This window comes from Paenibacillus faecalis, assembly GCF_900289175.1.
GTDB classification, from domain to species: Bacteria; Bacillota; Bacilli; order Paenibacillales; family Paenibacillaceae; genus Paenibacillus_AQ; species Paenibacillus_AQ faecalis.
Genome location: NZ_LT985747.1, coordinates 4808800 through 4832853 on the forward strand (window position 1 = coordinate 4808800; position 24054 = coordinate 4832853).

Consider the following 24054-nt stretch of genomic DNA (forward strand, 5'->3'; position numbering starts at 1 on the left):
TATTCCTATTGGCCTCCCTGATTTCATCAGCATGAAGCGGAGGGAAGGATATGTACAGGAGTGGAGTGCCGGAACCGAAAGTTGAATACGCTCCCAAGCATTATATATGCCGGCGGGCTAAGGGGGCGCTGGAATTAGACGGACGTCTCGATAAATCGTTCTGGTCTAGGGCGGATTGGACAGATGATTTTGTCGATATCGAAGGCGATCTTCGCCCGGTCCCGGCGAAACAGACTCGGGTGAAAATGTTGTGGGATGATGAATATTTTTATTTTGCGGCGGAGTTGGTGGAGGATCAAATATGGGCAACGCTGACGGAGCGGGATTCTGTTATTTTTCATGATAATGATTTTGAGATCTTCATCGATCCAGATGGAGATAGTCATCAATATTATGAGTTTGAGATTAATGCGCTAAATACGGTATGGGATCTGTTTTTGGTAAAACCTTACCGAGACGGAGGTCCTCCGGTAAACAGCTGGGATATTGCTGGATTGAAGACCGCTGTACATATTGAGGGCGAGCTGAACAATCCGGAGGCAGATAACCGGAAGTGGAGTGTTGAAGTGGCTATACCCTGGGCGAGCTTGAAGGAATGTGCTGCTGAAGGGCGGAAGCCTGCGCCCGGACAATTTTGGCGCGTTAATTTTTCCCGTGTGCAGTGGCAGACAGAGGTTCAGGACGGGAAATATCGTAAAGTGCTAAACCCTGGGACAGGCAAGCCATACCCGGAGGACAACTGGGTCTGGTCGCCCATGGGCATTATCAATATGCACTATCCTGAGCTGTGGGGTTATGTTGTGTTCGTCGACGGCGACGTTCCGAAAAACTTTGAGCTTCCGCAGGATGAACTTCTGAAATGGGAACTTCGAAAACTTTATTACCGTCAGCGTAATTATTATGAAGTTCATGGAGCGTTTGCGACAGACAAGAAGCTGCTTATGGGTGATGAAGTGTGGAGTATCGATCCTGTTATTGAGACGACACGGAGTCTGTTTCAGATAACAGTTCCATCTTCGGATGGAAGTGGCTATTTCAGCATTCGGGAAGACGGAAAGCTATGGAAGGAGTGAAGGTGAATGACACAGGTATCCGTATTTTCGTTGAGTCCTCAAACGATGGAGCAAATCGACCGAAAATTTCGCAAAAAGCAGGATTTGGCGTCGGCACGACGGCATGAGTTGTTTGATATTTTTCAAGAGGAACTGTCTTTAGAAGAGATATGGGCCTTAAAGTACCTGTACGCCTATATGCCGATCAATGATATGGCTGACTATGACGGGGCACTGTTCTTGAGCCACGTTCGCCAGTCATTGGAGATTCGAAAGCAGATGCCTTGGGGATCGCGAGTGCCGGATCATCTCTTTCTGCATTTCGTGCTACCGTATCGAGTAAATACCGAAAATATCGAAGATTTCCGCGGTATATTGTATAACGAATTATTCGAGCGGACCCAAAATCTGTCCATGGCTGATGCCATTTTGGAAACGAACTACTGGTGCCATGAGAAGGCAACGTATATAGCAAGCGATCAGCGAACCATCTCACCGCTGACGATGATTCGAAATGCCAGGGGGCGCTGCGGCGAGGAATCGACGCTGGCTGTAGCTGCGCTGCGCAGCATTGGCATTCCTGCACGCCAGGTGTACACGCCGCGTTGGGCTCACACAGACAGCAACCACGCGTGGGTGGAAGCCTGGGCAGATGGGCAGTGGTATTACTTCGGCGCTTGTGAACCGGAAGCTCGTCTGAACCAGGGGTGGTTCAGCCCTCCTGCGAGGCGGGCAATGCTGATCAATACACGTATTTTTGCAGATTATCCGGGACCGGAGGACATTACTCTTGCCAGCGGGTGGTTTACTGAAATCAATCTGCTGCCTAACTATGCACCTGCACGTATCATCCATGTCTTTGTAAAGGATGAACAGGGTACTCCGGTCAGCGGGGCGGATGTTTATTTTGAATTGTACAATATGGGGGAGCTGTACCCGATCGCTGCACTGCCAACGGATGACCAAGGGAAAGCTAGCTTTAAAACAGGATTCGGTGAGCTGGTCATCCGTGCTGTAAAAGACGGCAAGTGGAAGGAAATGAAAGTAGCTGCGCATGAAAATGATCTTGAGCTTGTGCTCGATGCCTCAGAGCAGCCGGATGGAACTTGGGATTTTGACCTGATACCTCCGCCAGAGCGTTCGGGAGAGGCAGCCGAGGCGCTGTCCGAGGAACAAATACAGCACCATCATAGCCGACTTGAAGAAGGGACGAAAATTCGGACCGATTATGAGAACACATTTCTGAAAGAGGAGGATGCGTTCAAGCTTGCTCAGACAGCTGGACTTTCACCGGAGCGAGTATGGGAGGTTCTGCAGAAGGCACGTGGAAACAGCCGTGAGATTGCAGCTTTTCTTGAGGAGCGTTCCGAAGAATATGGTGAGTGGCCGCTAAGGTTGTTGGAAAGCTTGCATGATAAAGACTTGATCGATACGTTCCGGGAGACGCTGGATGACCATCTGATGTACGCCCTGCGGCAGCGCGGTGATTTTTCTGAAGACACATTTATCAAGTATGTTCTTTGTCCCCGGGTTTCCTATGAAATGCTTGTGCCTTACAGACGCAAGTTTCAGGAATCGTTCAGCATGGACGAGACCAGAGTGTTCAGATCGAATCCAGCGGAGCTTGTCAGACGGTTAGAACAAGGTTTTGGCATTTGGGAGGATCTGCCCAACCTGAAGGGGAAGGGAAATCCGCTTGGCACGTTCAATCTGAACATGGGCGATCCCGAATCACTGCACATTCTGTTTGTGGCTGTATGCCGCAGTCTGGGTATTCCGGCTCGCTTACATCCGAGTGAACAGAAGCCTCAGTACTTGAAGGACAGCAACTGGGTGGATGCGGTATTTACCATGCTTCCTTCGGAGAAGAAAGAGAGGACAGCATGGGGAACGGTGCAGCTGCTTCGTGATCCGGAGGCGGCACAGGACGGTCCGACCGCTTCCTACTATGAAAACTTTACATTTGCCCGCCTTGAGGATGGGGTGTACAAGACACTGGTTTACCCTTATGGAAAATCGGACGTTTACAACGTGCCCTTCGAGGTGGAACCCGGGTCGTATCGTTTAGTTTCCGGGGTACGACTTAAGGATGGGACGGTAAGGCTGCGCTTTATTTATTTCACGGTACTTGCTGATCAGCAAACCAATGTCATTCTGACTTACCGTGAGACAGCGGAAGATATTCCGGTACTCGGGACCATTGATCGCAGTACCAACTTGATGCGGGCGGATGGGAGCTCATGCAAGTTAGGGGAGCTAATCGGTTCGAAAGGTGCGATTGTTGCATGGATGGAGCCTGAAAGGGAGCCGACCAAGCATCTGCTTCGTGAGTTGAGGGAGCTGTCAGGCGAGGTGGATGCGCTAGGTATCCCGGTCGTTCTCGTGTTCGGTGATCCGGAGTGGACAGCTTCTTTTAGCGCTGAGCATGTAGCGGGTTTGCCATCTCGCACCATCGTTGTAAACGATCCAGCCGCTGTCTCTTTACCTCATTTTATATCGGAAGCCTCTGCGCTTGAAGCCGGTTTCCCGCATCTGTTCGCGCTCGATCGCGAAGATCAGATTCGATATACATCGTCCGGGTATAAGATCGGTATCGGGAAGGAAGCTGTTCAGGTTTTAACAGGTTTATTGGGAGCAAGCTGAAGAAACGGAGTGAGAAGGAATGACAAAGAAATATATTGCGGCCGGTTATGCAGTGGATGCCGTTCTCCCGGAGATGGCCAGAGAGGATTTATTGAAGTTAACCCATTTGAATATTGCCTTCGGATGGGTGCGAAACGATGAAATCAGCATAGCGCATTTGAAGAATAAGGACGCTATCCGCAGCATTAAGAAAGAGCATCCTGAACTGACAATACTGTTGTCGGTAGGAGGATGGGGAGCGGGCGGATTTTCCGAGGCGGCTTCCACCGAGGAAGGAAGAAGCAGCATGGCTGCTTCAGCGTTACGGGTGCTCGATGAGCTTCCTTTTGACGGAATTGATCTGGATTGGGAGTATCCATGCTATAGTGAGGCTGGCATTGCATCGAGTCCTGATGATAAGCAAAACTTTACCTTGCTGCTCAAGACGATCCGGGAAGCGCTGGATGCAAAAGGATCGAAGGATGGACGTCATTATTTGCTTACGATTGCAGCTGGCGCGGATCAGTATTATGTAGACGGAACGGAGATGGACCAGGTACAGCAGCACCTCGATTTTATCCAGCTGATGACTTATGATATGCGGGGCGGATTTCAGACTTTAACAGGACATCACACCAATCTATATACGCCGACCGGAGATCTGTTTCGAATCAGCGTAGACGCATCCGTGAATATGTTTGTCCGCGCAGGTGTACCGAAGGAGAAGATCGTCATCGGTGCTGCCTTCTACTCCCGTGTCTGGCACGAGGTTCCGGACCTTCATAACGGCCTGCATCAAATGGCCGGCAGCAACGGCGGATATGGACCTGACTTTACCGAGCTCTCAGCCAATTACGTGAATAGGAACGGTTATGTCCGTTACTGGGACGCAGAATCTTGCGCACCTTATCTGTTTAATGGTTCCAGCTTCATATCTTATGACGATGAGGAATCGATTCGCTCTAAATGTGATTATATAAAGGCTAACGGCCTGGCGGGAATCATGTTCTGGGAGTACAGCTGCGACAAAACGCATCGACTGCTTGATGCACTGTATCAGGGACTGCAATATTAAAAAACATCAAGCTGAGAAACGCTTTTCGTTTCGGAACTTGATTAATTTATGAAAAAACGCTCTTCTTCCTTATTCAGGATGTTAAAGAGCGTTTTTTCTTGATTACCCGCTGTATTCCTCATCCTCATCATCCGGGGAATTGGAGGCTTCATTCCGATTATGCATTTTACGGTATTGACCAGGGGTGCATCCCATTTCTTTTTTGAATTTGCGGATGAAATTCGGTGTGTCCAGATAACCGACGCGTGTAATGATATCTTTTAAAGAATCGTTGGTATAAAGCAGCTGCCGGATAACCTCGTCCATTCGTTTTTGCCATATGTATTGGGAAAAATTAATCCCCATTTTCTCTTTGAAAGAGCGGCTGAAATGAGAAGAGGAGATGGAAAATCTGGACGATATCACGCCCAAACTTAGGTTGTAATCCGTGAAATGATCATCAATATAAGCGGTAATCTGTTCAATCAGACTGCTTTCTTCCGTTTCGCTCTTGGCCTCAACATGGGCGCAGATGTCAGCGGCAAGGCCTATTAGTTTTTTCTCCAATTGTTCCAACGAGTCGAAGGAGGTCAATCGTGGAATCTCACTTACAACATGATGAATACCTAATTCTAAAGCGGTCTTTAGCATCGTATTTAAAATGTCAAAGCAGATGCAGCGAAGCAGTGCAACGGAAGGTTGTTCCGCTTTCAGGTTGTTGAGTGCGGTGGACACCATCTGGACAGCTACATCATAGCTTCCTTGCTTGAGACTTTGAACGAGCTTTAGCAGCACGTCCATTGGTACCCAGAAAGAGCAATTATGTTGGGGCCCTGAAAGTTTATTGAAGAAAGTGGTGCTGCCCTGCCCATTGAGCATGGAGGATTCAAAGGCTGTCGATGCTTCAATATAAGATTGATTCAGCTGCTCAGCTTGACTATACCGGGTCCCCGATCCGATGGCCGGAGGCAGGCCAGCTTGTTCGGTGACCAGCTTGCGCAATTTCTCGACGATCGATTCCATCAATGATTGCAGACGAGCCTCGTCTCCGGTGTCTGTATTAAAGCCGACGATGAGAGCCAGGCGATTAGGCTGAGGCAGCTCTACACCGTAGACGTGAACGGAATGCTCCGGTAGCTCCAATTCGTTGATCAGTTGCAGAACAGATCTCCGGTCTGGATTGGCGTCTATGGGAAAAGCATGAGCTTCCCACCCCATACAGACGACAAAATAATAAGATCGGTTGAAGCGCAGACCGAGAGTTTCTTTGAATTCAGTCGTCAATTCAGCTGTATGTCCGTGTTTCAGCAGAAGCAGCAAAATATGGTTGCGGGCGTACGGTTCCTGAAGATCAATGCGCTGGCTGTAATCATTCAGTGTGTTTTTGATCCATTCCAGTTCGTTGCTGGATGTGGCTGCATCGGATACGGTTTTAATACGTATGAACTCCATCAAGTCGGAAATCGGGTGGTACTGTCTTCGAGCCAAAATGATGGCCAGGATCGTTCCCATCACGACAACAAGTGAAAAAACAAGAACGATAAAGGTCTGTATATGTACAATTCGGCTGAAAAATTGGCTGCTTGGCATGGCGGTTACATAAGACCAGCCGGAGTCTGATTTAACGGAGACGACAGAATGCGATTCCCCGTCCAGGGTAAGGCTATGTGTTCCCGGTTCGAGCTGGTACAGGGTAGCCACGTCCTCCTCGGTGATCGTCTCTCCCTGATGGTTGGCGGCAAGCACCTGCCCATTATTATCAAAAATATAGGTCATTCCGTTATAGTTGGTTAAGATCGATTCGATTAAGTCGGTCAGATTCGATTCGTTAATCAGATACATGACCGTTCCATGCGGAGTCGGGTTGTTTGGCGTGATGGGTACAAGATAGGCAAGCATTGATTTTTGCACAGAATCCCCTTGATCGACAATTTCCGCGGGCCGCATCGTTGGATAGCGTACTGTATTCAGGTCCTGAACCAGATCTGTTTTGCTCCAGCTTTGAAACTTGTATTTATTCGTAAAAACATCAATTCGCTCCATTCCTTGGGGAGAGAAAATAAGCTCATCGCCTCGAAAATATAAGTAAAGTTCGTTGATAATCGAGCTTGTTGCTTTATATTTAGTCAGCGCCCCGATCGTCTCCCGACTATAGTACGGATGGTGCGCCCAGTACGATGTAAGCTGCTCATCATAAGCGATACGTGTGGCTATTTCCTGTAGCTCCTTCATCCGTTCATCGATGACCGTTTTTGCTTGTACCATCTGATTGACATTCGTCTGCTCGATTTCTGAGCGGAGATTTTGAACGGCGCTTTGATAGATGAATATCGTCAGAATGACAAGTGGAATAAGGAAGATAGCAATATAGGATAATGTATATTTAAATAATAGTTTGGATTTGATATGATTCCACTTCATGAAGTAACCTCCCAAGCTGCCTCCTTGCAGGAATAGCTAAAAATTAAATTCTATGGTAAACGCTTTCATATAGAGGTGTTAAAAATGTATATGCGGGTGTCCCCGGATTCAACCTTCTGAACTGACATGACAGGTATTTTTTTTCATTGCCAACCTCTAATTCATTGGCTACAATGTCTAAGCACTATACATCCTAATTATGGGTTCAACGGTTTTGCATAGAATTGGAGTGAATAATCTGAAAACTTACATAAAACAACAGGCGCCGCTATCTTTTATCGCTGTATTTCTCCTTTTTGTTCCGGGGGGAATTGTGGCTTCGTTTTTCCCGCTCTATTTCAAGGATATCGGATATTCCGGTCAATTGTATGGGCTTCAAAATGCGATGCTGCCGTTTGTGGCGCTCTTTTCAAATTATATCTGGAGTATCCTCAGTGACAAGCTTAGCCGCATTAAGCCATTGATTATTGGATTAAATCTGATGTCCCTTCTGACGGTCGCTGTCATGTTTATGATAAAAAATCCTTTAGGCGTTATGGTGGCGATGCTTATCTATCAATTTTTCGCGGCTCCGGTGATTGTCTTGGTAGAAAGCTTTATTATGTTGAAGTCAAGGGGCTTGAAGCTTTCATATGCTTCCCTTCGCAGTGCAGGTGCTGCTGGATTTTCCTTTGCTGCTCTGATCGCCGGTGTTGCACTCGCTTTTTTTACCGGTTTACAGCCGATTGGCTGGATGTTTATGCTGTTCATGGCTTTCGCACTGGTCAGTCTCCTTCCGGTCAGCGATCCCCGCAAGCCATCTCAAACCGGTGAACCGGTGGAGCGGGTGTCGATGAAGGAGGCATGGCCGCTATTTCGAAGACCTCAGGTAATGCTGTTCCTGCTGGTTAGCTGCTTGTGCGGCATGGCGATTGTGATGAGTGACCAGTACCTCAGTTTTCTGTTAGTAGAGCTGGGAGGGACTTCCCTGCACAATGGCCTCGCATGGATGATTCCAGCCGGAGTCGAGGTTATTGTATTTATCCTCATTGGACGAGTAGGAAGCCGGCTGCAGCCGTTGTTTATGCTCTCGGTGGCTGCATTTTTGTTCACTGTACGCTCCATGCTTATTGTTTTATCGATGAATCTGGCTGTTGTGATGTTTTCTCAAGTCGTTCTGGGAATCGCTATTGCGATCAATTTGTCATACACGGCGCAATATATGATTCAATCGATACCGGATCGCTACCGCTCGACAGGGCAGGCTGTCATGTCGATGTTTATGAGTGTGATTGCCGCGTCGCTGGGCGCAGTGTTAGGTTCTTTTCTGTTTTCAACGGTTAACATAAAGGCGGTATTTATAGCGAACTGTGTGCTGTTGGCGTTGGGGGCGCTTTGCTATTTGGGACTGCATATTTGGGAGCGCCAGAAATCCAATCCGTCCGGTGATCATGCGATGACACTATAACCATAGAGCCTTTATTCTTATATTATTATAGTACATTTATGGGCGTTAGCGCTCCACACAGAAAAAAGGGGACGTCCCACCAGATTTAATATCTGATGGGACCCCCCTATTTCATTTTTCCAACAGCTTGGGCAGCTTTTTCTTCAGCCTCTTTCGCCCCAAAAGGAACGATTGCCTGTTCGCATATATAGGATTCCTTCGTCAGCTATTGTTTGATCGATTGCTACACCGTTCCTCTGCTAATCCTCAGCATTTTAGCCAAGTCAGCTTCAGATGGCAACTTTTCATTGGTATTCCATTATTTCACATAACGCTGTCTCAGGGAGTGGGCCATCTCGCGTACATCCTCTGTAGCAGGCATCTCCAATCTGGAGGCAGCAGCTTCCATCACTAGCGGGTCGGCAGCTTTTTGCCATTGACGGATGACCTTTTTGATCGATTCGATAAACAACGCGGCTGAATGAGAACCTAAATTCGTTAATTCCTGGAGACTTGCAGTTGATTCCGGTTGAACTAACGGGTAGCGGGCAGGATCAGCATCCGCAGCTGCTTTGTCATAGAAGGAGCGGACAAGACTTGCACGTTCTGATCCGGAGCCATTCGCATTAATGAACGCCTGAATGATAAAGGATTTGTTCTGTCTACGCTGGGCAATACCGCAAAACTTTCGTCCGTCAATGCTTAAGTCGAATGCACCAGGGCAGTACGCTCCGGCAATCTCGCCGGTATCGACCGTACATCCAGTATGCTGCAAAGCTTCACGGATCAGATGAACCATGACTTCAAAATCTTGATGAAAATCCTGATTGTCCTTTTTCACTACAATCGGCAGGATGAGTGACAGGTTCACAACTCCCAGATCCAGAGGTACGGCAGCGCCCCCTGAATGACGAACGGCTGTATCGTAACCGAGATCGTGAAGATCACGCTCGGCCTCCAGAGCTTTGGGCAACCGGCTGTCTCGTACACCCATCACAAATGCGCGAGGATGGCGCCAAAGGTGGCAGATGGCAGGACCGCCTTGGCCAGTCTGGCGGCATAGCAGTTCGTCTAGTGCGAAGGAGTAGAGCACATCGTTGGATTCGGATAAATTTTGGCTGCGGTCGAGCAGCAATATGGGGACTGTCCCCATAGGCATATTTGGTGTTATAGCTATGACAAGGGCCTCCTTTGCAATACGGTTTCAGATATGTACAGAATACCATAAAGCATCGTTAAAACCGCTTCATTTCCTTCATTTTTCAGAAAAATCGATTGACATTATGGAATAAAATTCTTATAATCCTAGTAAATTTATAGGTTTTATATATAAAGGGGGATTTGCCATGACAAGAAAGGCCCGACAAGTTAAAACGCTGATAGCGGGGCTGTTGTTAACTGTGATGTTGGTGGTTACGGCCTGTGGAAATGACACCGGGCAGGTAAACGGCAATCAATCAGCTGACGGGAACGGTGAGGCCAAGAAGGAATTTGTGGTCGGCTACTTGAACGTCATGGACGATGCGCAAGCGATGCTTGCTTATGAAGCGAAGCTGTATGAGAAGCATGGATTAAACGTCAAGATGCAGCAGTTCAAAAGTGGCACGGATCTGATTAAAGCGATGGTTGGGAAGCAGGTCGATGCCGGGGTGCTCGGTTTTACGAACGCTGTTTCATGGGCGTCCAAGGGAGCTGGCGTGAAGGTTGTGGGCGGAGCCCAGCTCGGATTTCACAGCGTGCTCGTCAAAGAGGATAGCGGTATCACTAGTGTGGCCGATTTGAAGGGCAAGAAGCTTGCCTCCCAAGGTCAGGGAAGTACGGCAGATATCGTTCTGAACGGTGTCGTGCTGAAAGAAGCAGGATTGACCAGCAAGGATGTGCTGATGGTTTATGTAGACCCGGGTCAGGCGATTCAATCGCTCGCTTCTGGTGCGGTGGATGCAGCCTTCGTGTTTGAGCCTTATGACAGCATCGCTTCCCATACATTAGGCGTGAAGCAAATTTATGAGATCGGTCAAGTATGGCCTTTCCCTTGTATGGTCGTCATTACGACTGATGAGAATTTGAAGAATAACCGTGAAGCGGTGAATCAGCTCCTGGATGCCCAGAAAGAAGCAATTGAGATGCTTAAACAAAAACCGAAAGAATCGGCAGAATTGATTATGAAATATTTTGTAGATTCGGAAACGATGGATTCACATCATGGGGGTACGGTGCAATCTGTGGACGTGATCGAGCAGGCGATTGAGTCCCAGGTGTTTAACTGGGATATTACGCCGGAGCAGGTCACCCGGATGCAGGAGATCGCGGACATGATGAAAGAGCAAGGTGTTTTGGAAAAAGAAGTAAGGGTTGAAGAAATTATCGACTTAAGTTGGCAGGATGAAAAGAAGAATAAAGAGTAACAAAGATCTTACATAGGAAGAGATGCTAACCGTACCCTTTTTGAAGGACGGGGCGATTTTCAGATTTTGATTTCTTATATCTTAAAAAAGGAGGGTTTCCGGTGAATCCGTCTTATACCAAATTACCGAGAACAAAACCGAAATCCGGCTCCTTCTGGCGAAAAGTGCTTCCCTATCTGCTTGCAGTAGGGAGCCTTCTTGCTATTTGGCAGATTACGGCGCTGTTTCTGCCGTCTTATTTGCTGCCGGATGTGCCGGATGTATTTGTTCGATTGTTTGGCAGCGTTCAAGACCCCGAATTTCGGAGCCATATTGGAGATAGTCTGATCCGTTTGTTGTGGGGCTATCCGCTTGCTTGTCTGTTTGGAGCGCTGCTTGGTCTGATTGGAGGTATATCCAAAGGCTTCGCTGTGTATTTGCGCAGTTTAATATCTATTCTTCAGGCGATTCCGCCGATTACATGGGTACCGTTTTTCGTTATATTGCTTGGCTTTGGCAATAAAACGATTATTACCGTTATTATTATCGCCAGCTTTTTTCCCATGGCGCTTTCGGTTTTAAATGCAACGGAAGGCGTGAATCGCACGCATCTGGAGCTGGCTCGGGTTATGGGGGCAAATCGCCGTCAACTGCTGGCCAAAGTGTTTGCGCCTGAATCGCTTCCAGCCTTTGTTACCGGGGCGCAGGTTGCGTTTGGGAATGCCTGGAGATCGTTGATTGCAGCTGAGATGGTCGGCGGTGCGATGGCAGGTTTGGGCTTTTATTCCCGCTGGCGCGGTGAAGTTGCGGATATGGAGGGCGTGCTGATGAGCATTATTGTAATCGGCACTATAGCGGCGCTGCTCGATCTGGTACTGCTTGAAGGACTAAAAAGAAAACTGCTGCGATATCGCTACATCCAGCCGGGAGGAGATGAATAATTATGCAGACGATTCACGTGGATCATGTGTCCAAGTCTTTTGGGTCATTGAGCGTATTGGAGCAGGTAGATATCCGCATTCAGCAAGGCGAATTTGCCGTTATCGTTGGTCCTTCAGGTTGCGGAAAAAGTACGGTGCTGCGTATGATCGCTGGACTGGAGCACCCTTCTGACGGAATGGTTACAGCGAATGAAGAGGGCATTGTCAGGCCCGACCCAAGTCGGATGCTGATCTTTCAGGAGCATGCTCTGTATCCGTGGCGTACGGTAGAATATAACGTAGGTTTCGGTTTAGAGCTAGCCGGCGTTTCCAGACAAGAACGCAGTGCCCGTGTTGACATGATGCTGGAGAAGGTGGGACTAAGCGGATTTCAACAATATTATCCGCATCAGTTATCCGGGGGAATGCGCCAACGGGCATCCATCGCCCGTGCTTTAGTGATGGACCCGGAGGTTCTGTTGCTCGATGAGCCATTTGGCGCGCTGGACGCGATTACGAAAATTTCGATGCAAAATGAGCTGCTTGATCTGTGGGAGGGTACAGGCAAAACCGTGCTTCTCATCACACATGACATCGATGAGGCGATCTATTTGGCCGATACTATTTATGTAATGAGCCCTCGTCCAGGTCGGATTGTTGAGTCGATCACAACAGATATGCCGCGGCCTCGAAACCGCAACGGTGCAGAATTTGTAGCGCTGCGGGAACGAATTATGAAGCATTTGAATTTGGGGGATCATTGATTTTTCTTGATTATAAGAGTATATAGACGTGTTACGATTGTGTTATGACAAAGGAGGGGGCCATGATGGGAATATACGATAATATTGTAGAACTGGTCGGTGAAACGCCGATGGTCCGGCTGCAGCGAATGGTGCCGGATGGGGCAGCTGATGTGTATGTGAAGTTGGAAATGTTTAATCCTTCCGGGAGTGTGAAGGACAGGGCGGCCTTTAACTTGATCGATACGGCTGAGAAACAGGGCGTGCTTAAACCCGGAGGCACGATTATTGAACCGACAAGCGGCAACACCGGCATCGGTTTGGCTATGATTGCAGCGGCCAAAGGTTATCGGGCTATCTTAATTATGCCGGATAATATGTCGAAGGAACGGATCAACATTTTAAAGGCTTACGGCGCAGAAGTGGTATTAACACCAAGCAGCGAGCGGATGCCTGGCTCCATCGCGAAAGCATTGGAGCTTAAAGAACAAATTCCGGGCAGCTTTATTCCGCAGCAGTTCGAGAATCAGGCGAACCCGGACATACACCGTGTGACAACAGCGCCGGAAATATTGCAGCAGATGGAAGGCAGGCTGGATGCCTTTGTCGCTACGGCCGGAACGGGCGGTACGATTACAGGCACCGGGGAGGAACTGCGAAAGCACTTGCCGGACTTGCATATCGCCGTAGTCGAGCCGAAGGGATCACCGGTGCTGTCAGGTGGACAACCAGGACCTCACAAGCTGGTCGGGACAAGCCCCGGTTTTGTTCCAGACATACTGAACAGAGATATATACGATGAGATCATTCAGATCGCGGATGAAGAGGCGCTTGAAACGGTTCGCAACTTGGCCCGGTTGGAGGGGATTCTCGTCGGTCCATCATCCGGGGCATCGGTCTTTGCCGCAATCAGCGTAGCCCGGAAACTGGGTGCAGGAAAACGAGTAGTCTGCATTGCGCCGGATACGGGTGAGCGATATTTGAGTATGGATATTTTTTAATATTGTGAAAACCGTGCTTCGTCTTTATATATCGCATACAGAAAAACTCCATCGATCATGACGACACCGATTTTAATGATGTAAATCGGTGTATATTTTGTGGATATGGTTATATTTAAAAATGATTACATTCACGAAAGTCCATGATCTGAAATGGAGATGATAGGTTTGGCGAAGCAGGATTTTAAGCAAGATCAGTATGTGGTAGTACCTGAAAATCCGGTGTCGATGTTTCTGTTCAGCAGCACCCGCTCAGCGTGGATCTGGCTGATTTTACGTCTATATTTGGGATATGAGTGGTTGAAATCAGGGGTTCACAAAATAACCTCTGACGCCTGGACAGGAAGCAATGCTGGAGCCGCAGTCCAAGGTTTCGTTACAGGTGCGCTTGAAAAATCAGCAATCGGAAAAGATGTGCCGGGCTGGTACGCATCCTTTCTGGAAAGCGTTGTGCTGCCTAACGCCAAGCTGTTTTCATATATGGTGGCGTATGGGGAACTGCTCGTTGGCCTAGGTTTGATTTTGGGCTTATTGACCGGCATCGCCGCTTTCTTCGGCGGTTTGATGAATGCCAGCTTCTTGTTTGCCGGTACAGTGAGCATGAACCCGTTGTTTTTTATTTTGGCAACATGGATCGTGCTTGCCTGGAAAGTAGCAGGTTGGTACGGTTTGGATCGCTGGGCGCTCCCGCTCCTAGGCACACCGTGGAGCCGTCAGCGAAGTACAGATGAAGAGTGAAGTTTCATTAGGAGCATAAGCTAGACTCTGGCACCCTTTTCGGACACACTTAAGGCTGTTTATACGGCCTGTCCAAGGGTGTCTTTCATATTCACAAGAAGAAAACCGGAAACCATACTTTGTGTCTTTTTTCACAAATAAATGATATTGTCAAGAACAATTACCACAGCAAGAATATAAAAAATAATCTATCCTAATTTTAAAATATAAGAAAAGTAATTTATCACGAAGGATGGATGGAGATGGGAATCAAACCGTTTTTTAAACTGGTGGAGATTCAGACAAAGGTGGCGAGCATGATCCCGTTTTTTATCGGGACGGTATACGCACTGTTTCGTTTTCAGAAGTTCGATGCGTATCACTTTGTGCTCATGTTGGTATCGCTGCTTACGTTCGATATGGCGACGACGGCAATTAATAACTATTATGATTATAAAAAAGCGATCAAAACGCATGGCTTTGGCTATGAGTCCCATAATGCCATTGTGCATTATAAGCTGAAGGAACCGGCCGTAGTAGCTGTCATTGTAATTCTGCTGCTTACTGCATTCAGTACGGGGATTGCTCTGTTCATGGATACCGGTCTTTTGATTTTGCTTCTTGGCGGAATATCATTTGCAGTCGGCATACTGTACTCTTTTGGTCCGATTCCAATTTCCCGGATGCCGCTTGGTGAGCTGTTCTCGGGTTTATTTATGGGGTTTGTTATTATTTTTATCTCGACATGGATTCATGTGGACGAAAGTCAGCTTGCCAGCTTGGTGCTGGACGGGGGAACGGTACTTCTGCAGGTTAATCTGCCTGAAGTCATTTTGGTGTTCTTGATTTCTGTTCCGGCTATTCTCGGCATTGCCAACATTATGCTGGCGAATAATATCTGTGATGTTGAGGATGATATCGAGAACAAGCGGTATACCCTTCCTGTGTATATCGGCCGCTCCCATTCCATAGTTTTGTTTCGATTGATGTATTATTTTGCTTATGCAGATTTGCTTGTTCTTCTGTTTTTGAAGGTCAATCCAGTTATTCTGCTGCTCGTTCTGCTGACGATTGTTCCGGTTCAAAAAAACATCAAGACGTTCGTTGCGAATCCGTCTAAAGAAAAGACGTTTGTAAATGCCGTTCAGAATTTTGTAATGATGAACATGGCTCGGATCGTTGCGTTAGGTGCGGCGGTTTTACTGGCTGGGCTGTAGTTATATAGGGGAAGAAAAGCCTTCGTTTCGTAAAGATGAAACGAAGGCTTTTTCACATGAAATCGGCAATGCGATAAAGCGGAAGGATGCCCACATTCGTTTGTTTCGTTGATCCTCCACCCCTTGCACTGGCAGGTCTCAGGCTGATGACAAAGTCAAAAAGAAGATGATGGTTACCGATTACCTGATGCGCTTATCAGCTTCCGTTAGACTTTGCCTACAATCTGAAACCCGAGTACAGGCATGGGACGAAACTTTTAAATGGGAGAGCTGCTGGTTTATAGAGCAGGTTTAACGTTTATTTACACAATGCCTTGAGCAAGCATGGCATCGGCCACTTTGCGGAAGCCGGCGATGTTGGCGCCAACGACTATATTGCCAGGACAATCGAATTCTTCAGCTGCTTGCACACTGTTGTTGTAAATGTTTTTCATGATCTCATGAAGCTTGTTGTCCACTTCCTCGAACGTCCAAGAAAGCCGCATAGAGTTTTGTGACATCTCAAGAGCAGATACAGCTACACCACCCGCATTTGCTGCTTTACCAGGACCGAACAGAACGTCATTGTTTAGGAACAGATCCATCGCTTCCAAAGTAGAAGGCATGTTGGCTCCTTCGCCAATGGCTTTTACACCGTTAGAGATCAGGATCGCTGCGGATGCTTCATCAATTTCGTTTTGCGTTGCACATGGCAGAGCGATGTCACAAGGTATCGTCCAAATTCCTTGCCAGCCTTCCGTGTATGCCGCATGAGGGTGCTCATTGACATATTCTTTGATCCGCTTTCTTTCCACCTCTTTCAGGCGGCGAACTGTTTCAAGGCAGATGCCTTCAGGATCATATATATAGCCGTTAGAGTCACTGCAGGCTACGACCTTGGCGCCGAATTGTTGAGCTTTCTCAATCGCATGAATAGACACGTTGCCGGAGCCGGATACAACAACAGTCTGGCCTTCAAAGCCCATTCCCTTGGAGTTCAACATTTCTTCTACAAAATAAACACATCCATATCCCGTTGCTTCAGGTCGTCCCAAGCTACCACCGTATGAAATCGATTTTCCTGTCAGCACCCCAGCTTCATTGCCGCCGCGGATTCTTTTGTACTGACCGAACATATAACCGACTTCACGTGCGCCGACTCCGATATCACCAGCAGGAACGTCAACGTCGGGTCCGATATATTTATACAGCTCTGTCATAAAACTTTGCGTGAAACGCATAATTTCATTGTTTGATTTTCCTTTTGGATCAAAGTCAGAGCCGCCTTTGCCGCCGCCAATCGGGAGACCTGTCAGGGAATTTTTCAAAATTTGCTCAAAGCCGAGGAATTTAATGATGCTGACATTAACGGAAGGATGAAAGCGGAGACCGCCTTTGTAAGGTCCGATAGCACTATTGAACTGAACGCGATAGCCGCGGTTCACCTGTACTTTGCCCTGATCGTCTACCCATGGAACCCGGAACGTAATCACGCGCTCAGGCTCAACGAGACGTTCTAATATTCCGGCCGCCTGGTATTGCGGACATTTACTGAGCACCGGAACGAGCGAATCGAGAATCTCTTTGACGGCTTGATGAAATTCAGGCTCATTCGGGTTGCGCTTTTGTACAGTCTCAAATACGGATTGGACATAAGCTGCCGCTTCTTGTGATTGTTGTGCAGTTAAATTCATGTAACAGTCCCCTCTCTTATAAATATGTATTATGTTGTATTTATCAAAAATCGAGCGTCCTTGCAAGTTAAAATTTATACATATGAAATAATGTTTTATACATTTTTACCTAAAAAATGCTTTCAGAAATTATACGATTAGTGCAAATAAGCAGCGACTCCACGAATCGCTGCTGTGTTTCTTCAGGCTTATTTTTTCGTACCGTGCTGTTTTGTCGGCAAGTTGGCGCTAGGCGTTCCCTTCCCGTGATTTTCCTTGTTATGACGGGCTTTTTCGGCATTATCATTCATTTTTTTAACGAAATCATGTGTGCTTTCCATCCGTAAAATCCTCCTTGAAATAGGGTCTGTTCGGTTTTAGCGTCCTTCCTGATTACTATATCCCAATTTATAAAATTGTATTGATAGTGTGAATAAATATGTGGCTATTATATGAAGTTTAGAACAGTCATAAAACTTTCCTATCAAGTCGTGAAAAAAGAGTGATGACAGCGCTCTCCATTGATGAAATCATAGTTAAAAAGTACCAAGCGATACTAAAAAACAGATTTGTATCTATACATATAGCAAACCCGTGATCAGCCGAAGCTAATCACGGGTTCTAGACGTTATTTTATAGGCGGGTTGCTGATCAGAAGCTCATACTTATTAAGGGTAGCGCCCATAATGTATTCACTGCCACCGCCGCGATGCGACTGACGGAAGGATTCGCTGGACGTCCAGCCTTCAAAAGCCTCCTCGTTCTCCCAAACGGTACAAATCTTGAGCTCTTCGGCATCAGCGCCTGCTTTGGCTTCAAGCCATACTTCCATTCGGATGAAACCTGGCATGTCCTGCACGCCCTTCGCCTGTGCGAATCGTTCTGACAGCTCCTTGCCGTGTCCTGGTCTGACCTTGATCGAATTCGTTACTACGAGCATATTTGTTCCTCCTTAGGCTGTGGTCCCGGCTCTTTTTTCACCGGTTTATTCAGTCGATTCCTTCTGCATGTTCATTATATCTTATGAATACAGCTGATTTCACCTTTTAGCAACCAAATTTTTCAGGAAGAAGGAGCTTCCGGCGGGATATGAGAAGCGATTGTTTTCTTTGGTTTCGCCTGACCGTTCCATGACCAATAGGTGCCGATTCTTAGCAATTTTTCGACTGGTCCGCTGCGGAAACGATTTAGAATCAGAAAGCTGCATACAGCTTGCACTGCATAGATTCCAAGTGCTAACAGAAGGCTTGGCAGGATGCCAAGCCTGCCGAACATACCGAGCCCGTATCCGTAGAAGATCGTTGTACAAATGACGGTCTGCATGAGATAGTTCGTTAACGACATGCGGCCGACCGCTTCAAATGATCGAAAAATAGCAGACTTGCCTGAAGAAAATGCATAAATATAAGCAAACAGATAAATGTATCCAAGCGCTAAAATCTGGGCACCGCCCATTTGCAATACTCCACTCCATGCATTGGTTTCCCCAAACATAATTGCTGCCGTTTTTGCAGCGATACCAAGCGGTACAAACAAGATTGCCAGTTGCAGATAAGATCCTTGCTCTTGCTTCGGTGACATAAATTTACCGTATTTGGCGGCAGCCATTCCAAATAGAAACATAGCCCCCACCAAAACAGGCGTCAGAAGCATAGCGAAGAACATGAACCAGCCGGGCATGCCAAGCGGGTCTGAAGTCATCCGGTGGTTCATAATTTCCGAGTAGGTACCTGTGCCATATATATTGATAGTTTCCCTTACGTGGTTTTCCATGCGCAATGCATCCTCGGGAGAGGTTGGGGACATACTGCCATAGCTGATTCCGACACTAATAACGAGAAAAATAATTCCCCAGATCATTAAAGTTTTCGGCTTTCGGTTCACAAAGATGAGCAGGAAGAAAATAATGATACCGTAGATGACCAGAATATCGCCATCCCAGAGCATGGAATGTGCGATACCGAAAACGATGAGAAGTATCGAGCGTCTGATGATGTTGCGTCCGAATTTCAGTCCCTTGGCTTGTATACTTTCTTTCATCTTGATCATGCTGTACCCGAACAGGAACGTAAAGATCGGCATGAAGCTGCCTTCAATAAATATTTTTAACATATCATGCGAAATGAGGTCCCAGGATGAAGGCTGAAACAACCATAACTCATCTTTCCCGTATATCCCGTATTGAAAAATAAGCATATTGGCCATCAAAATACCGAGCAAGCTGAAGCCTCGAATCGCATCGATAGCGCCAGCCCTTTTTCGTAAATTTGTCATAGTATATCACCTCTTGGAACTGAGTATATCGCTTCAATATAAATTGCTCGGAAACGGTATCGTAACTTTTCCTTAACGATCTGTTTTATTGTTTAACTGCTGTTAAGGTTGTTGTGCTAGCATGAAATCAGGTGAAGATGATGATGAAAAATACGAAAATTTTAATAGTTGATGATGAACCGGCTATTGTCAAAATGCTTCAGATGGTCCTTCGGAAGGAAGGCTTTAACCGTATCTATACAGCCGGGAGCTGCGGCGAGGCCCTGAACGAGATGGAAAAGCATCGGGCTGATGTCGTGCTGCTGGACGTAATGTTGCCCGATGGAAGCGGGTTTGAAATCTGCTCAAGGCTTCGGGCATTTGGCAGTCCGCATATTTTATTCTTGACGGCCAGAGCTTCCGACTTGGATGTGCTGACCGGGTTCGCTATGGGCGGTGACGACTATATAACCAAACCGTTCAATCCTCTGGAGATTGCCGCGCGTATCAAGGCCAGGCTTCGACGAGGCGAATGGAGGAATTCTGAAGCTTGGGTTCAAGAACAGCCGAAGCAGCGAGTATGGGATTACGGGCGCTTTGTGCTGGATGAGACAGCAGGGGAGCTGAAGGTGCTTGGCAAGCCGGTAGCTTGTCCGGCCCAGGTGTTTCAGCTGTTGTTGTTTTTTTGCAAACATCCCGGCGTTGTTTTCTCCAAGTCGCAGCTGTATGAGGCGGTATGGGGAATTGACGGAATGGGTGAGGACAACACCGTTATGGTGCATATCCGCAGGATTCGGGAACGGATCGAAGAGAATCCAAGTGATCCTAAGTATTTGCTGACGGTTCGAGGGCTAGGCTACAAGCTCATAAAGGAGTCTGGAAAATGAAAGTAAGCCGACGACTTGCGTTTCACTTTACATATCAGCTCATCGCCTTCTCGTTGTTTCTGTTTATGCTTCTCCTTACATTATTTTTTGTCATCGCGAAGCATATTGCGAATGAGGAAATCCGGCGCAATTTTCCGGCAGGTGTGGTTAGCAATCTTACGGCTGAAACACTGACGGAGAACGGTGTGGTGAATCTTGCAGGCCACTGGAAAGACCTTTTGCATGAACGGAACATGTGGCTTCAAGTTGTAGATATGAAAGGAAACGTGATCCATGCTACAAACACACCGGGCGATGTTCCTTCATCCTATTCAGTCAGCCAGTTGCTGGAAATCAAGGAAGAGCGGCGGCTTGGCAAATATACGATGGGGCTTGAAATGGACTTGATGTATGAAGACCCATTGTTGTTTATGCTCGGATGGGTGGATGAAAGCAATGATCGTCTAAGAGCTTGGTTTGCAGATTATCAGTCTGGAGGTATGCCGGATGCTTCAAAGTACAATCAATTGGAGCAGGAGATCCAAAGAGAAGGCGGCTTCTTGCACATCATCGATGGAAAAGGTAATATCCAGCTGGCAGTCGGTAAAGAGATGGGCGACAAAAAAAGTTATCATCCTCTCGAATTAATGTCGATGCAGGAAGAGCCAGGCGCCTACGTTACGAATGTGAGTGTATATTGGGACAAAAAAAGCGGAATGACCTGGGTGTATCATACGCCGTATGATTCCGTCGGCAAACAGCCGATCATGAACCAGATTTTGATCGCTGTGGTGTGGCTGAGCGTTATAGCGCTGGTTACCGCGGTAACCCTGTCGATTTGGCACGGATATCGTTACAGCCGTCCGCTGTTGTTGTTTACGGGTTGGTTCGAGCGAATGGGAAGCGGCTCTTACGAGGAAGTGCTCACGCCTAAAGACCGTAAGAAAGTGTTTCGGAAGAATGGAAAGCTGCGCCTACGTTATAAGTTGTATAAGGAAGTGATTCACTCCTTTTATCATATGGCAGAGAAGCTTGCAGCAACCGAGCGGGAACGGAAGCGACTGGAACAGAACCGGGAGGAATGGATGTCCGGTATATCCCATGACTTGCGAACTCCCCTGTCTTCGATCCAAGGCTACGGCTATATGCTGGAAAGTATGCCGGAAAACTGGAGCCCTGACGAACTGCGAGAAATGGGAACCGTTATACGGGAAAAAGGGGACTACATGCTGGAGCTGATCGACGATTTTTCGCTTGTATTCAGGTTGAAGACCGAAATCCATCCGCAGGATATGTGTCCGCTGGATCTGAATGAGCTTGTCCGCCGGTGTGTGTTGAAATACGTTAACGATGCAACGCTTGAGGGTGTAACCTTTCTGTTTGAGGGAGCAGATGACCCGGTACTTGCCGCAGGGAGCAGCAAATGGCTGCATCGTCTGATGGATAACCTGATCTCCAATGCGGTGAAGCATAACCCGCCGGGGGTGACTGTTACAGTTGGCGTAGAGGAGCGAGCGGAATCTGCTGTCATTGTGGTGAAGGACAACGGTGTCGGTATGGATGAAAAAACGCAGCGGAATCTGTTTGAGCGCTATTACCGCGGCACGAACACAGAGGGAACCATCGATGGCTCAGGACTTGGGATGAGTATAGCAAAGGCGATTATTGAGGCCCACCGCGGTACAGTGGAGATTGAATCAGAGGTGGGAGAAGGAACGTGCATCAGAGTTGTTCTGCCCCGAGAGATTAAGAATCAGGGATCCATTTCGGTGAAAATAAGATAAGTATCTCATGAAAAGGAGGCTGTCCAATAAGTCCTCAAAATAAAAAGTTGGACGGAGAAACGCAATGTTTTCCGTCCAACTTTTTGGTGTGTCTGTTTTTGCAGGAAGGTAGCGAGGCGAATGCCTGCTACTTTCAGCAGATTGTGGACTAAGGCCACAATCCCAAATTCCACATGCACCTTTTCCAAGCCACGCAAGGAAAAGCGGCGGAACGACCGATTGCCCTTGATGTGACCAAACACGCTTTCTACCTCCACTTTACGCCGAGCATAAATCGCGGATTTCTCGTCATCCTCAAGGGCTTTTTTGGCCTTTGCCTTTAGTTCTTCCCATATGGTATTCCAGTGCACTTGGCGGTTTCCTTTTGCTTTCGTACACAAGGACTTGAGCGGGCAATCGCTGCAATCTTCACATTCATAAATCTTGAAGCTTTGCTCCAAGCTAGAAGCTGTTTTTTTCGTTTGGTATTTCTTAAAGCGGACGTACCGGCCATTCGGGCACACAAAGCGATCGTCTTGCTCTTCATACGCCCAGTTGGAAGCATGCCGGATGTCCTTCTTGTAGCGCCGAGTTTGCTCCTTCATGTAGTTGCCGTAAGGAATGAGAAAATCAAAGCGCGACTCCTTTTCTTCACCCACTGCATACAAGTAATTTTCCTCGCTGCCATAGCCCGCATCGGCGATCACCGTTTTGGGCATCGGCAAAGAAGACGCTGCAAGTCGCTCCATATGCGGAATGAAGCAGCGCGTATCCGTAGGACGTTGATGGATGCTGTAAAACAAAATGAATTGGTTTTCCGTGGCCATTTGCACATTGTAACCCGGCTTCAACTGCCCGTTTTTCATGTGGTCTTCCTTCATGCGCATAAACGTGGCGTCCGTATCGGTTTTAGAATAGCTGTGGCGATCGCCAAAGCACGCTCTCTGCTGCTCATACTTGGCTAAGCGAGGAAGAAAGTCTTCCCGAATTTGTTTCAGCGGCTTCTTCAAGGCGCTGCGCTCTTTGCGTAAGGCTTGCTGCTGTTGGCTGTCGCTTGCCTGAGCGATCTGTTCGCTTAAGTCTTCGATCTTCTCCCCTAGCTCAGCTGCTGCTTCTTCGAGCTTGGCAGGGAATTCGTCGGGATCTGCCCCCGCGTATTCGCCAGCTTCTTGCTGCGTCAGCGTATGAATATGTGCAAGGGTCGCCTGTACCTTTTCCTTGAGCTTCTCCTCAAAGCGCAGCGTCGCTTTTTTCCACACAAACGAGTACTTGTTAGCGTCAGCTTCGATCTTCGTGCCGTCTAAAAAGTACTGTTCCATCGTGATGTAGTTGTCCGCGATGAGCTTTTGAATCATGGTTTCAAACAGCTCGTCCATGAACGCCTTCATGCGTACCCCGCGAAAGTCGTTCAAGGTCCGGAAGTCAGGCTGTTGCATCGCCGCCAGCCACATAGCCGGGATGTTTTCCTGCAGCAGCTTTTCGATGCCGCGGCAGGAGTAAACCTTTTGCGAGTAGCCGTAAAGGATTGCTTTGAGCATCATTTTGGGATGGTAGGAACTGCGGCCTCCGCCTGTGTAGTGAGCAAACAACTGCTCGTCTGGAATAGCTTCAATCATCTCATCAATGACACGAGCCACATGATGAGTGGGAACATACATCTCCAAATCCAGAATCATCTGAGCCTGTTTGTTGTCGTAAGGTTTGAAGGTAGGGGCAAGATTTCGTTTGGAAGCCGTCTTTTCTTCCAAATCCCCTAGAGGAAGTGTCATTTGCATGGTNTTTTTCTTCCAAATCCCCTAGAGGAAGTGTCATTTGCATGGTATACTGTTCCGTAGTAGTCGTCAGATTACGCATAAAAACCGTCCTTTCTGTAGGTGTGGTTGTGGTGACTTTCATTTTACAGGAAAAGACGGTTTTTTTGTGCACATTTTTAACATTCAACAAAAACGGGGCGTCCAGAAGT

At 47.5% G+C, this 24054-nt stretch carries 19 protein-coding genes; 12 read left to right on the top strand and 7 right to left on the bottom strand.

Translation table 11 applies throughout. The features are described from left to right. The first annotated feature begins 50 nt into the window (after positions 1-50). From C8268_RS22480 to C8268_RS22490, 3 genes are read left to right on the top strand one after another with little or no spacing between them, the layout of a single operon-like run. Positions 51-1073 carry a carbohydrate-binding family 9-like protein gene (locus C8268_RS22480; RefSeq protein ID WP_106769754.1) on the top strand — a complete coding sequence of 341 codons (1023 nt, stop codon included), beginning with the start codon at positions 51-53 and terminating at the stop codon, positions 1071-1073. A 6-nt stretch (positions 1074-1079) separates the two neighbouring features. Next, positions 1080-3695: a transglutaminase-like domain-containing protein gene (locus tag C8268_RS22485; protein WP_106769755.1), complete on the top strand. Its 2616-nt coding sequence runs from the start codon at positions 1080-1082 to the stop codon at positions 3693-3695. 19 nt (positions 3696-3714) lie between these two features. Continuing rightward, positions 3715-4749, top strand: coding sequence for a glycoside hydrolase family 18 protein (locus C8268_RS22490; RefSeq protein WP_106769756.1), 1035 nt, complete (start codon positions 3715-3717; stop codon positions 4747-4749). Positions 4750-4851: 102 nt separating this feature from the next. Here the strand turns inward: C8268_RS22490 and C8268_RS22495 are convergent, their stop codons facing one another. Next, a complete protein-coding gene (locus C8268_RS22495; protein WP_106769757.1) occupies positions 4852-7149 on the bottom strand; it encodes a helix-turn-helix domain-containing protein in 2298 nt (765 codons plus the stop codon). A gap of 199 nt (positions 7150-7348) precedes the next feature. Here C8268_RS22495 and C8268_RS22500 point away from each other — a divergent pair, with 199 nt between their 5' ends. After that, positions 7349-8596: an MFS transporter gene (locus tag C8268_RS22500; RefSeq protein WP_106769758.1), complete on the top strand. Its 1248-nt coding sequence runs from the start codon at positions 7349-7351 to the stop codon at positions 8594-8596. A 298-nt stretch (positions 8597-8894) separates the two neighbouring features. Here the strand turns inward: C8268_RS22500 and C8268_RS22505 are convergent, their stop codons facing one another. Further along, positions 8895-9734: a lipoate--protein ligase family protein gene (locus C8268_RS22505; protein ID WP_106769759.1), complete on the bottom strand. Its 840-nt coding sequence runs from the start codon at positions 9732-9734 to the stop codon at positions 8895-8897. A gap of 187 nt (positions 9735-9921) precedes the next feature. On the opposite strand from C8268_RS22505, the gene C8268_RS22510 reads away from it, so the two are divergent. The 6 genes from C8268_RS22510 (at position 9922) to menA (ending at position 15557) form a co-directional block, all read left to right on the top strand. Beyond that, entirely contained in the window at positions 9922-10980 is a 1059-nt protein-coding gene (locus tag C8268_RS22510) for an ABC transporter substrate-binding protein (RefSeq protein WP_234032931.1), read from the top strand. Positions 10981-11081: 101 nt separating this feature from the next. Beyond that, positions 11082-11900 (top strand): ABC transporter permease, encoded by an 819-nt coding sequence (locus C8268_RS22515; protein WP_106769760.1) that lies wholly within the window; start codon positions 11082-11084, stop codon positions 11898-11900. A 2-nt stretch (positions 11901-11902) separates the two neighbouring features. Continuing rightward, entirely contained in the window at positions 11903-12643 is a 741-nt protein-coding gene (locus C8268_RS22520; protein ID WP_106769761.1) for an ABC transporter ATP-binding protein, read from the top strand. A gap of 65 nt (positions 12644-12708) precedes the next feature. Next, on the top strand, positions 12709-13623 hold the full coding sequence (gene cysK / locus C8268_RS22525) for a cysteine synthase A (protein WP_106769762.1): 915 nt from the start codon (positions 12709-12711) through the stop codon (positions 13621-13623). 228 nt (positions 13624-13851) lie between these two features. Next, positions 13852-14361, top strand: coding sequence for a DoxX family membrane protein (locus tag C8268_RS22530; RefSeq protein ID WP_420094294.1), 510 nt, complete (start codon positions 13852-13854; stop codon positions 14359-14361). Between the two features lie 242 nt (positions 14362-14603). Continuing rightward, on the top strand, positions 14604-15557 hold the full coding sequence (menA, locus tag C8268_RS22535) for a 1,4-dihydroxy-2-naphthoate polyprenyltransferase (RefSeq protein ID WP_106769763.1): 954 nt from the start codon (positions 14604-14606) through the stop codon (positions 15555-15557). Between the two features lie 302 nt (positions 15558-15859). Here the strand turns inward: menA and gdhA are convergent, their stop codons facing one another. From gdhA to C8268_RS22555, 4 genes are all read right to left on the bottom strand, one after another. After that, positions 15860-17230, bottom strand: coding sequence for an NADP-specific glutamate dehydrogenase (gene gdhA / locus C8268_RS22540; protein ID WP_106769764.1), 1371 nt, complete (start codon positions 17228-17230; stop codon positions 15860-15862). A gap of 188 nt (positions 17231-17418) precedes the next feature. Then, a complete protein-coding gene (locus C8268_RS22545; RefSeq protein ID WP_106769765.1) occupies positions 17419-17550 on the bottom strand; it encodes a DUF4023 domain-containing protein in 132 nt (43 codons plus the stop codon). 287 nt (positions 17551-17837) lie between these two features. Then, positions 17838-18149 carry an antibiotic biosynthesis monooxygenase gene (locus C8268_RS22550; RefSeq protein WP_106769766.1) on the bottom strand — a complete coding sequence of 104 codons (312 nt, stop codon included), beginning with the start codon at positions 18147-18149 and terminating at the stop codon, positions 17838-17840. Between the two features lie 122 nt (positions 18150-18271). After that, positions 18272-19483: a DUF418 domain-containing protein gene (locus C8268_RS22555; protein ID WP_106769767.1), complete on the bottom strand. Its 1212-nt coding sequence runs from the start codon at positions 19481-19483 to the stop codon at positions 18272-18274. 143 nt (positions 19484-19626) lie between these two features. Here C8268_RS22555 and C8268_RS22560 point away from each other — a divergent pair, with 143 nt between their 5' ends. Both C8268_RS22560 and C8268_RS22565 read left to right on the top strand, forming a co-directional pair. Then, positions 19627-20349, top strand: a complete 723-nt coding sequence (locus C8268_RS22560) for a response regulator transcription factor (RefSeq protein ID WP_106769768.1) — start codon at positions 19627-19629, stop codon at positions 20347-20349. After that, positions 20346-22112 carry a sensor histidine kinase gene (locus C8268_RS22565; protein ID WP_106769769.1) on the top strand — a complete coding sequence of 589 codons (1767 nt, stop codon included), beginning with the start codon at positions 20346-20348 and terminating at the stop codon, positions 22110-22112. The genes C8268_RS22560 and C8268_RS22565 overlap by 4 nt, the downstream gene beginning before the upstream one ends. 5 nt (positions 22113-22117) lie before the next feature. Here C8268_RS22565 and C8268_RS22570 read toward each other — a convergent pair whose 3' ends face one another. Next, entirely contained in the window at positions 22118-23866 is a 1749-nt protein-coding gene (locus tag C8268_RS22570) for an IS1182 family transposase (RefSeq protein WP_234032932.1), read from the bottom strand. Positions 23867-24054: the final 188 nt, after the last annotated feature.

Excerpts from the sequence above, each read along its gene's own strand:
- C8268_RS22480 (WP_106769754.1), top strand. The coding sequence starts at position 51 with ATGTACAGGAGTGGAGTGCCGGAACCGAAAGTTGAATACGCTCCCAAG.
- C8268_RS22485 (WP_106769755.1), top strand. The coding sequence starts at position 1,080 with ATGACACAGGTATCCGTATTTTCGTTGAGTCCTCAAACGATGGAGCAA.
- C8268_RS22490 (WP_106769756.1), top strand. The coding sequence starts at position 3,715 with ATGACAAAGAAATATATTGCGGCCGGTTATGCAGTGGATGCCGTTCTC.
- C8268_RS22495 (WP_106769757.1), bottom strand. The coding sequence starts at position 7,149 with ATGAAGTGGAATCATATCAAATCCAAACTATTATTTAAATATACATTA.
- C8268_RS22500 (WP_106769758.1), top strand. The coding sequence starts at position 7,349 with ATGGGTTCAACGGTTTTGCATAGAATTGGAGTGAATAATCTGAAAACT.
- C8268_RS22505 (WP_106769759.1), bottom strand. The coding sequence starts at position 9,734 with ATGCCTATGGGGACAGTCCCCATATTGCTGCTCGACCGCAGCCAAAAT.
- C8268_RS22510 (WP_234032931.1), top strand. The coding sequence starts at position 9,922 with ATGACAAGAAAGGCCCGACAAGTTAAAACGCTGATAGCGGGGCTGTTG.
- C8268_RS22520 (WP_106769761.1), top strand. The coding sequence starts at position 11,903 with ATGCAGACGATTCACGTGGATCATGTGTCCAAGTCTTTTGGGTCATTG.
- cysK (WP_106769762.1), top strand. The coding sequence starts at position 12,709 with ATGGGAATATACGATAATATTGTAGAACTGGTCGGTGAAACGCCGATG.
- C8268_RS22530 (WP_420094294.1), top strand. The coding sequence starts at position 13,852 with ATGTTTCTGTTCAGCAGCACCCGCTCAGCGTGGATCTGGCTGATTTTA.
- menA (WP_106769763.1), top strand. The coding sequence starts at position 14,604 with ATGGGAATCAAACCGTTTTTTAAACTGGTGGAGATTCAGACAAAGGTG.
- gdhA (WP_106769764.1), bottom strand. The coding sequence starts at position 17,230 with ATGAATTTAACTGCACAACAATCACAAGAAGCGGCAGCTTATGTCCAA.
- C8268_RS22545 (WP_106769765.1), bottom strand. The coding sequence starts at position 17,550 with ATGGAAAGCACACATGATTTCGTTAAAAAAATGAATGATAATGCCGAA.
- C8268_RS22550 (WP_106769766.1), bottom strand. The coding sequence starts at position 18,149 with ATGCTCGTAGTAACGAATTCGATCAAGGTCAGACCAGGACACGGCAAG.
- C8268_RS22555 (WP_106769767.1), bottom strand. The coding sequence starts at position 19,483 with ATGACAAATTTACGAAAAAGGGCTGGCGCTATCGATGCGATTCGAGGC.
- C8268_RS22560 (WP_106769768.1), top strand. The coding sequence starts at position 19,627 with ATGAAAAATACGAAAATTTTAATAGTTGATGATGAACCGGCTATTGTC.
- C8268_RS22565 (WP_106769769.1), top strand. The coding sequence starts at position 20,346 with ATGAAAGTAAGCCGACGACTTGCGTTTCACTTTACATATCAGCTCATC.
- C8268_RS22570 (WP_234032932.1), bottom strand. The coding sequence starts at position 23,866 with ATGCAAATGACACTTCCTCTAGGGGATTTGGAAGAAAAGACGGCTTCC.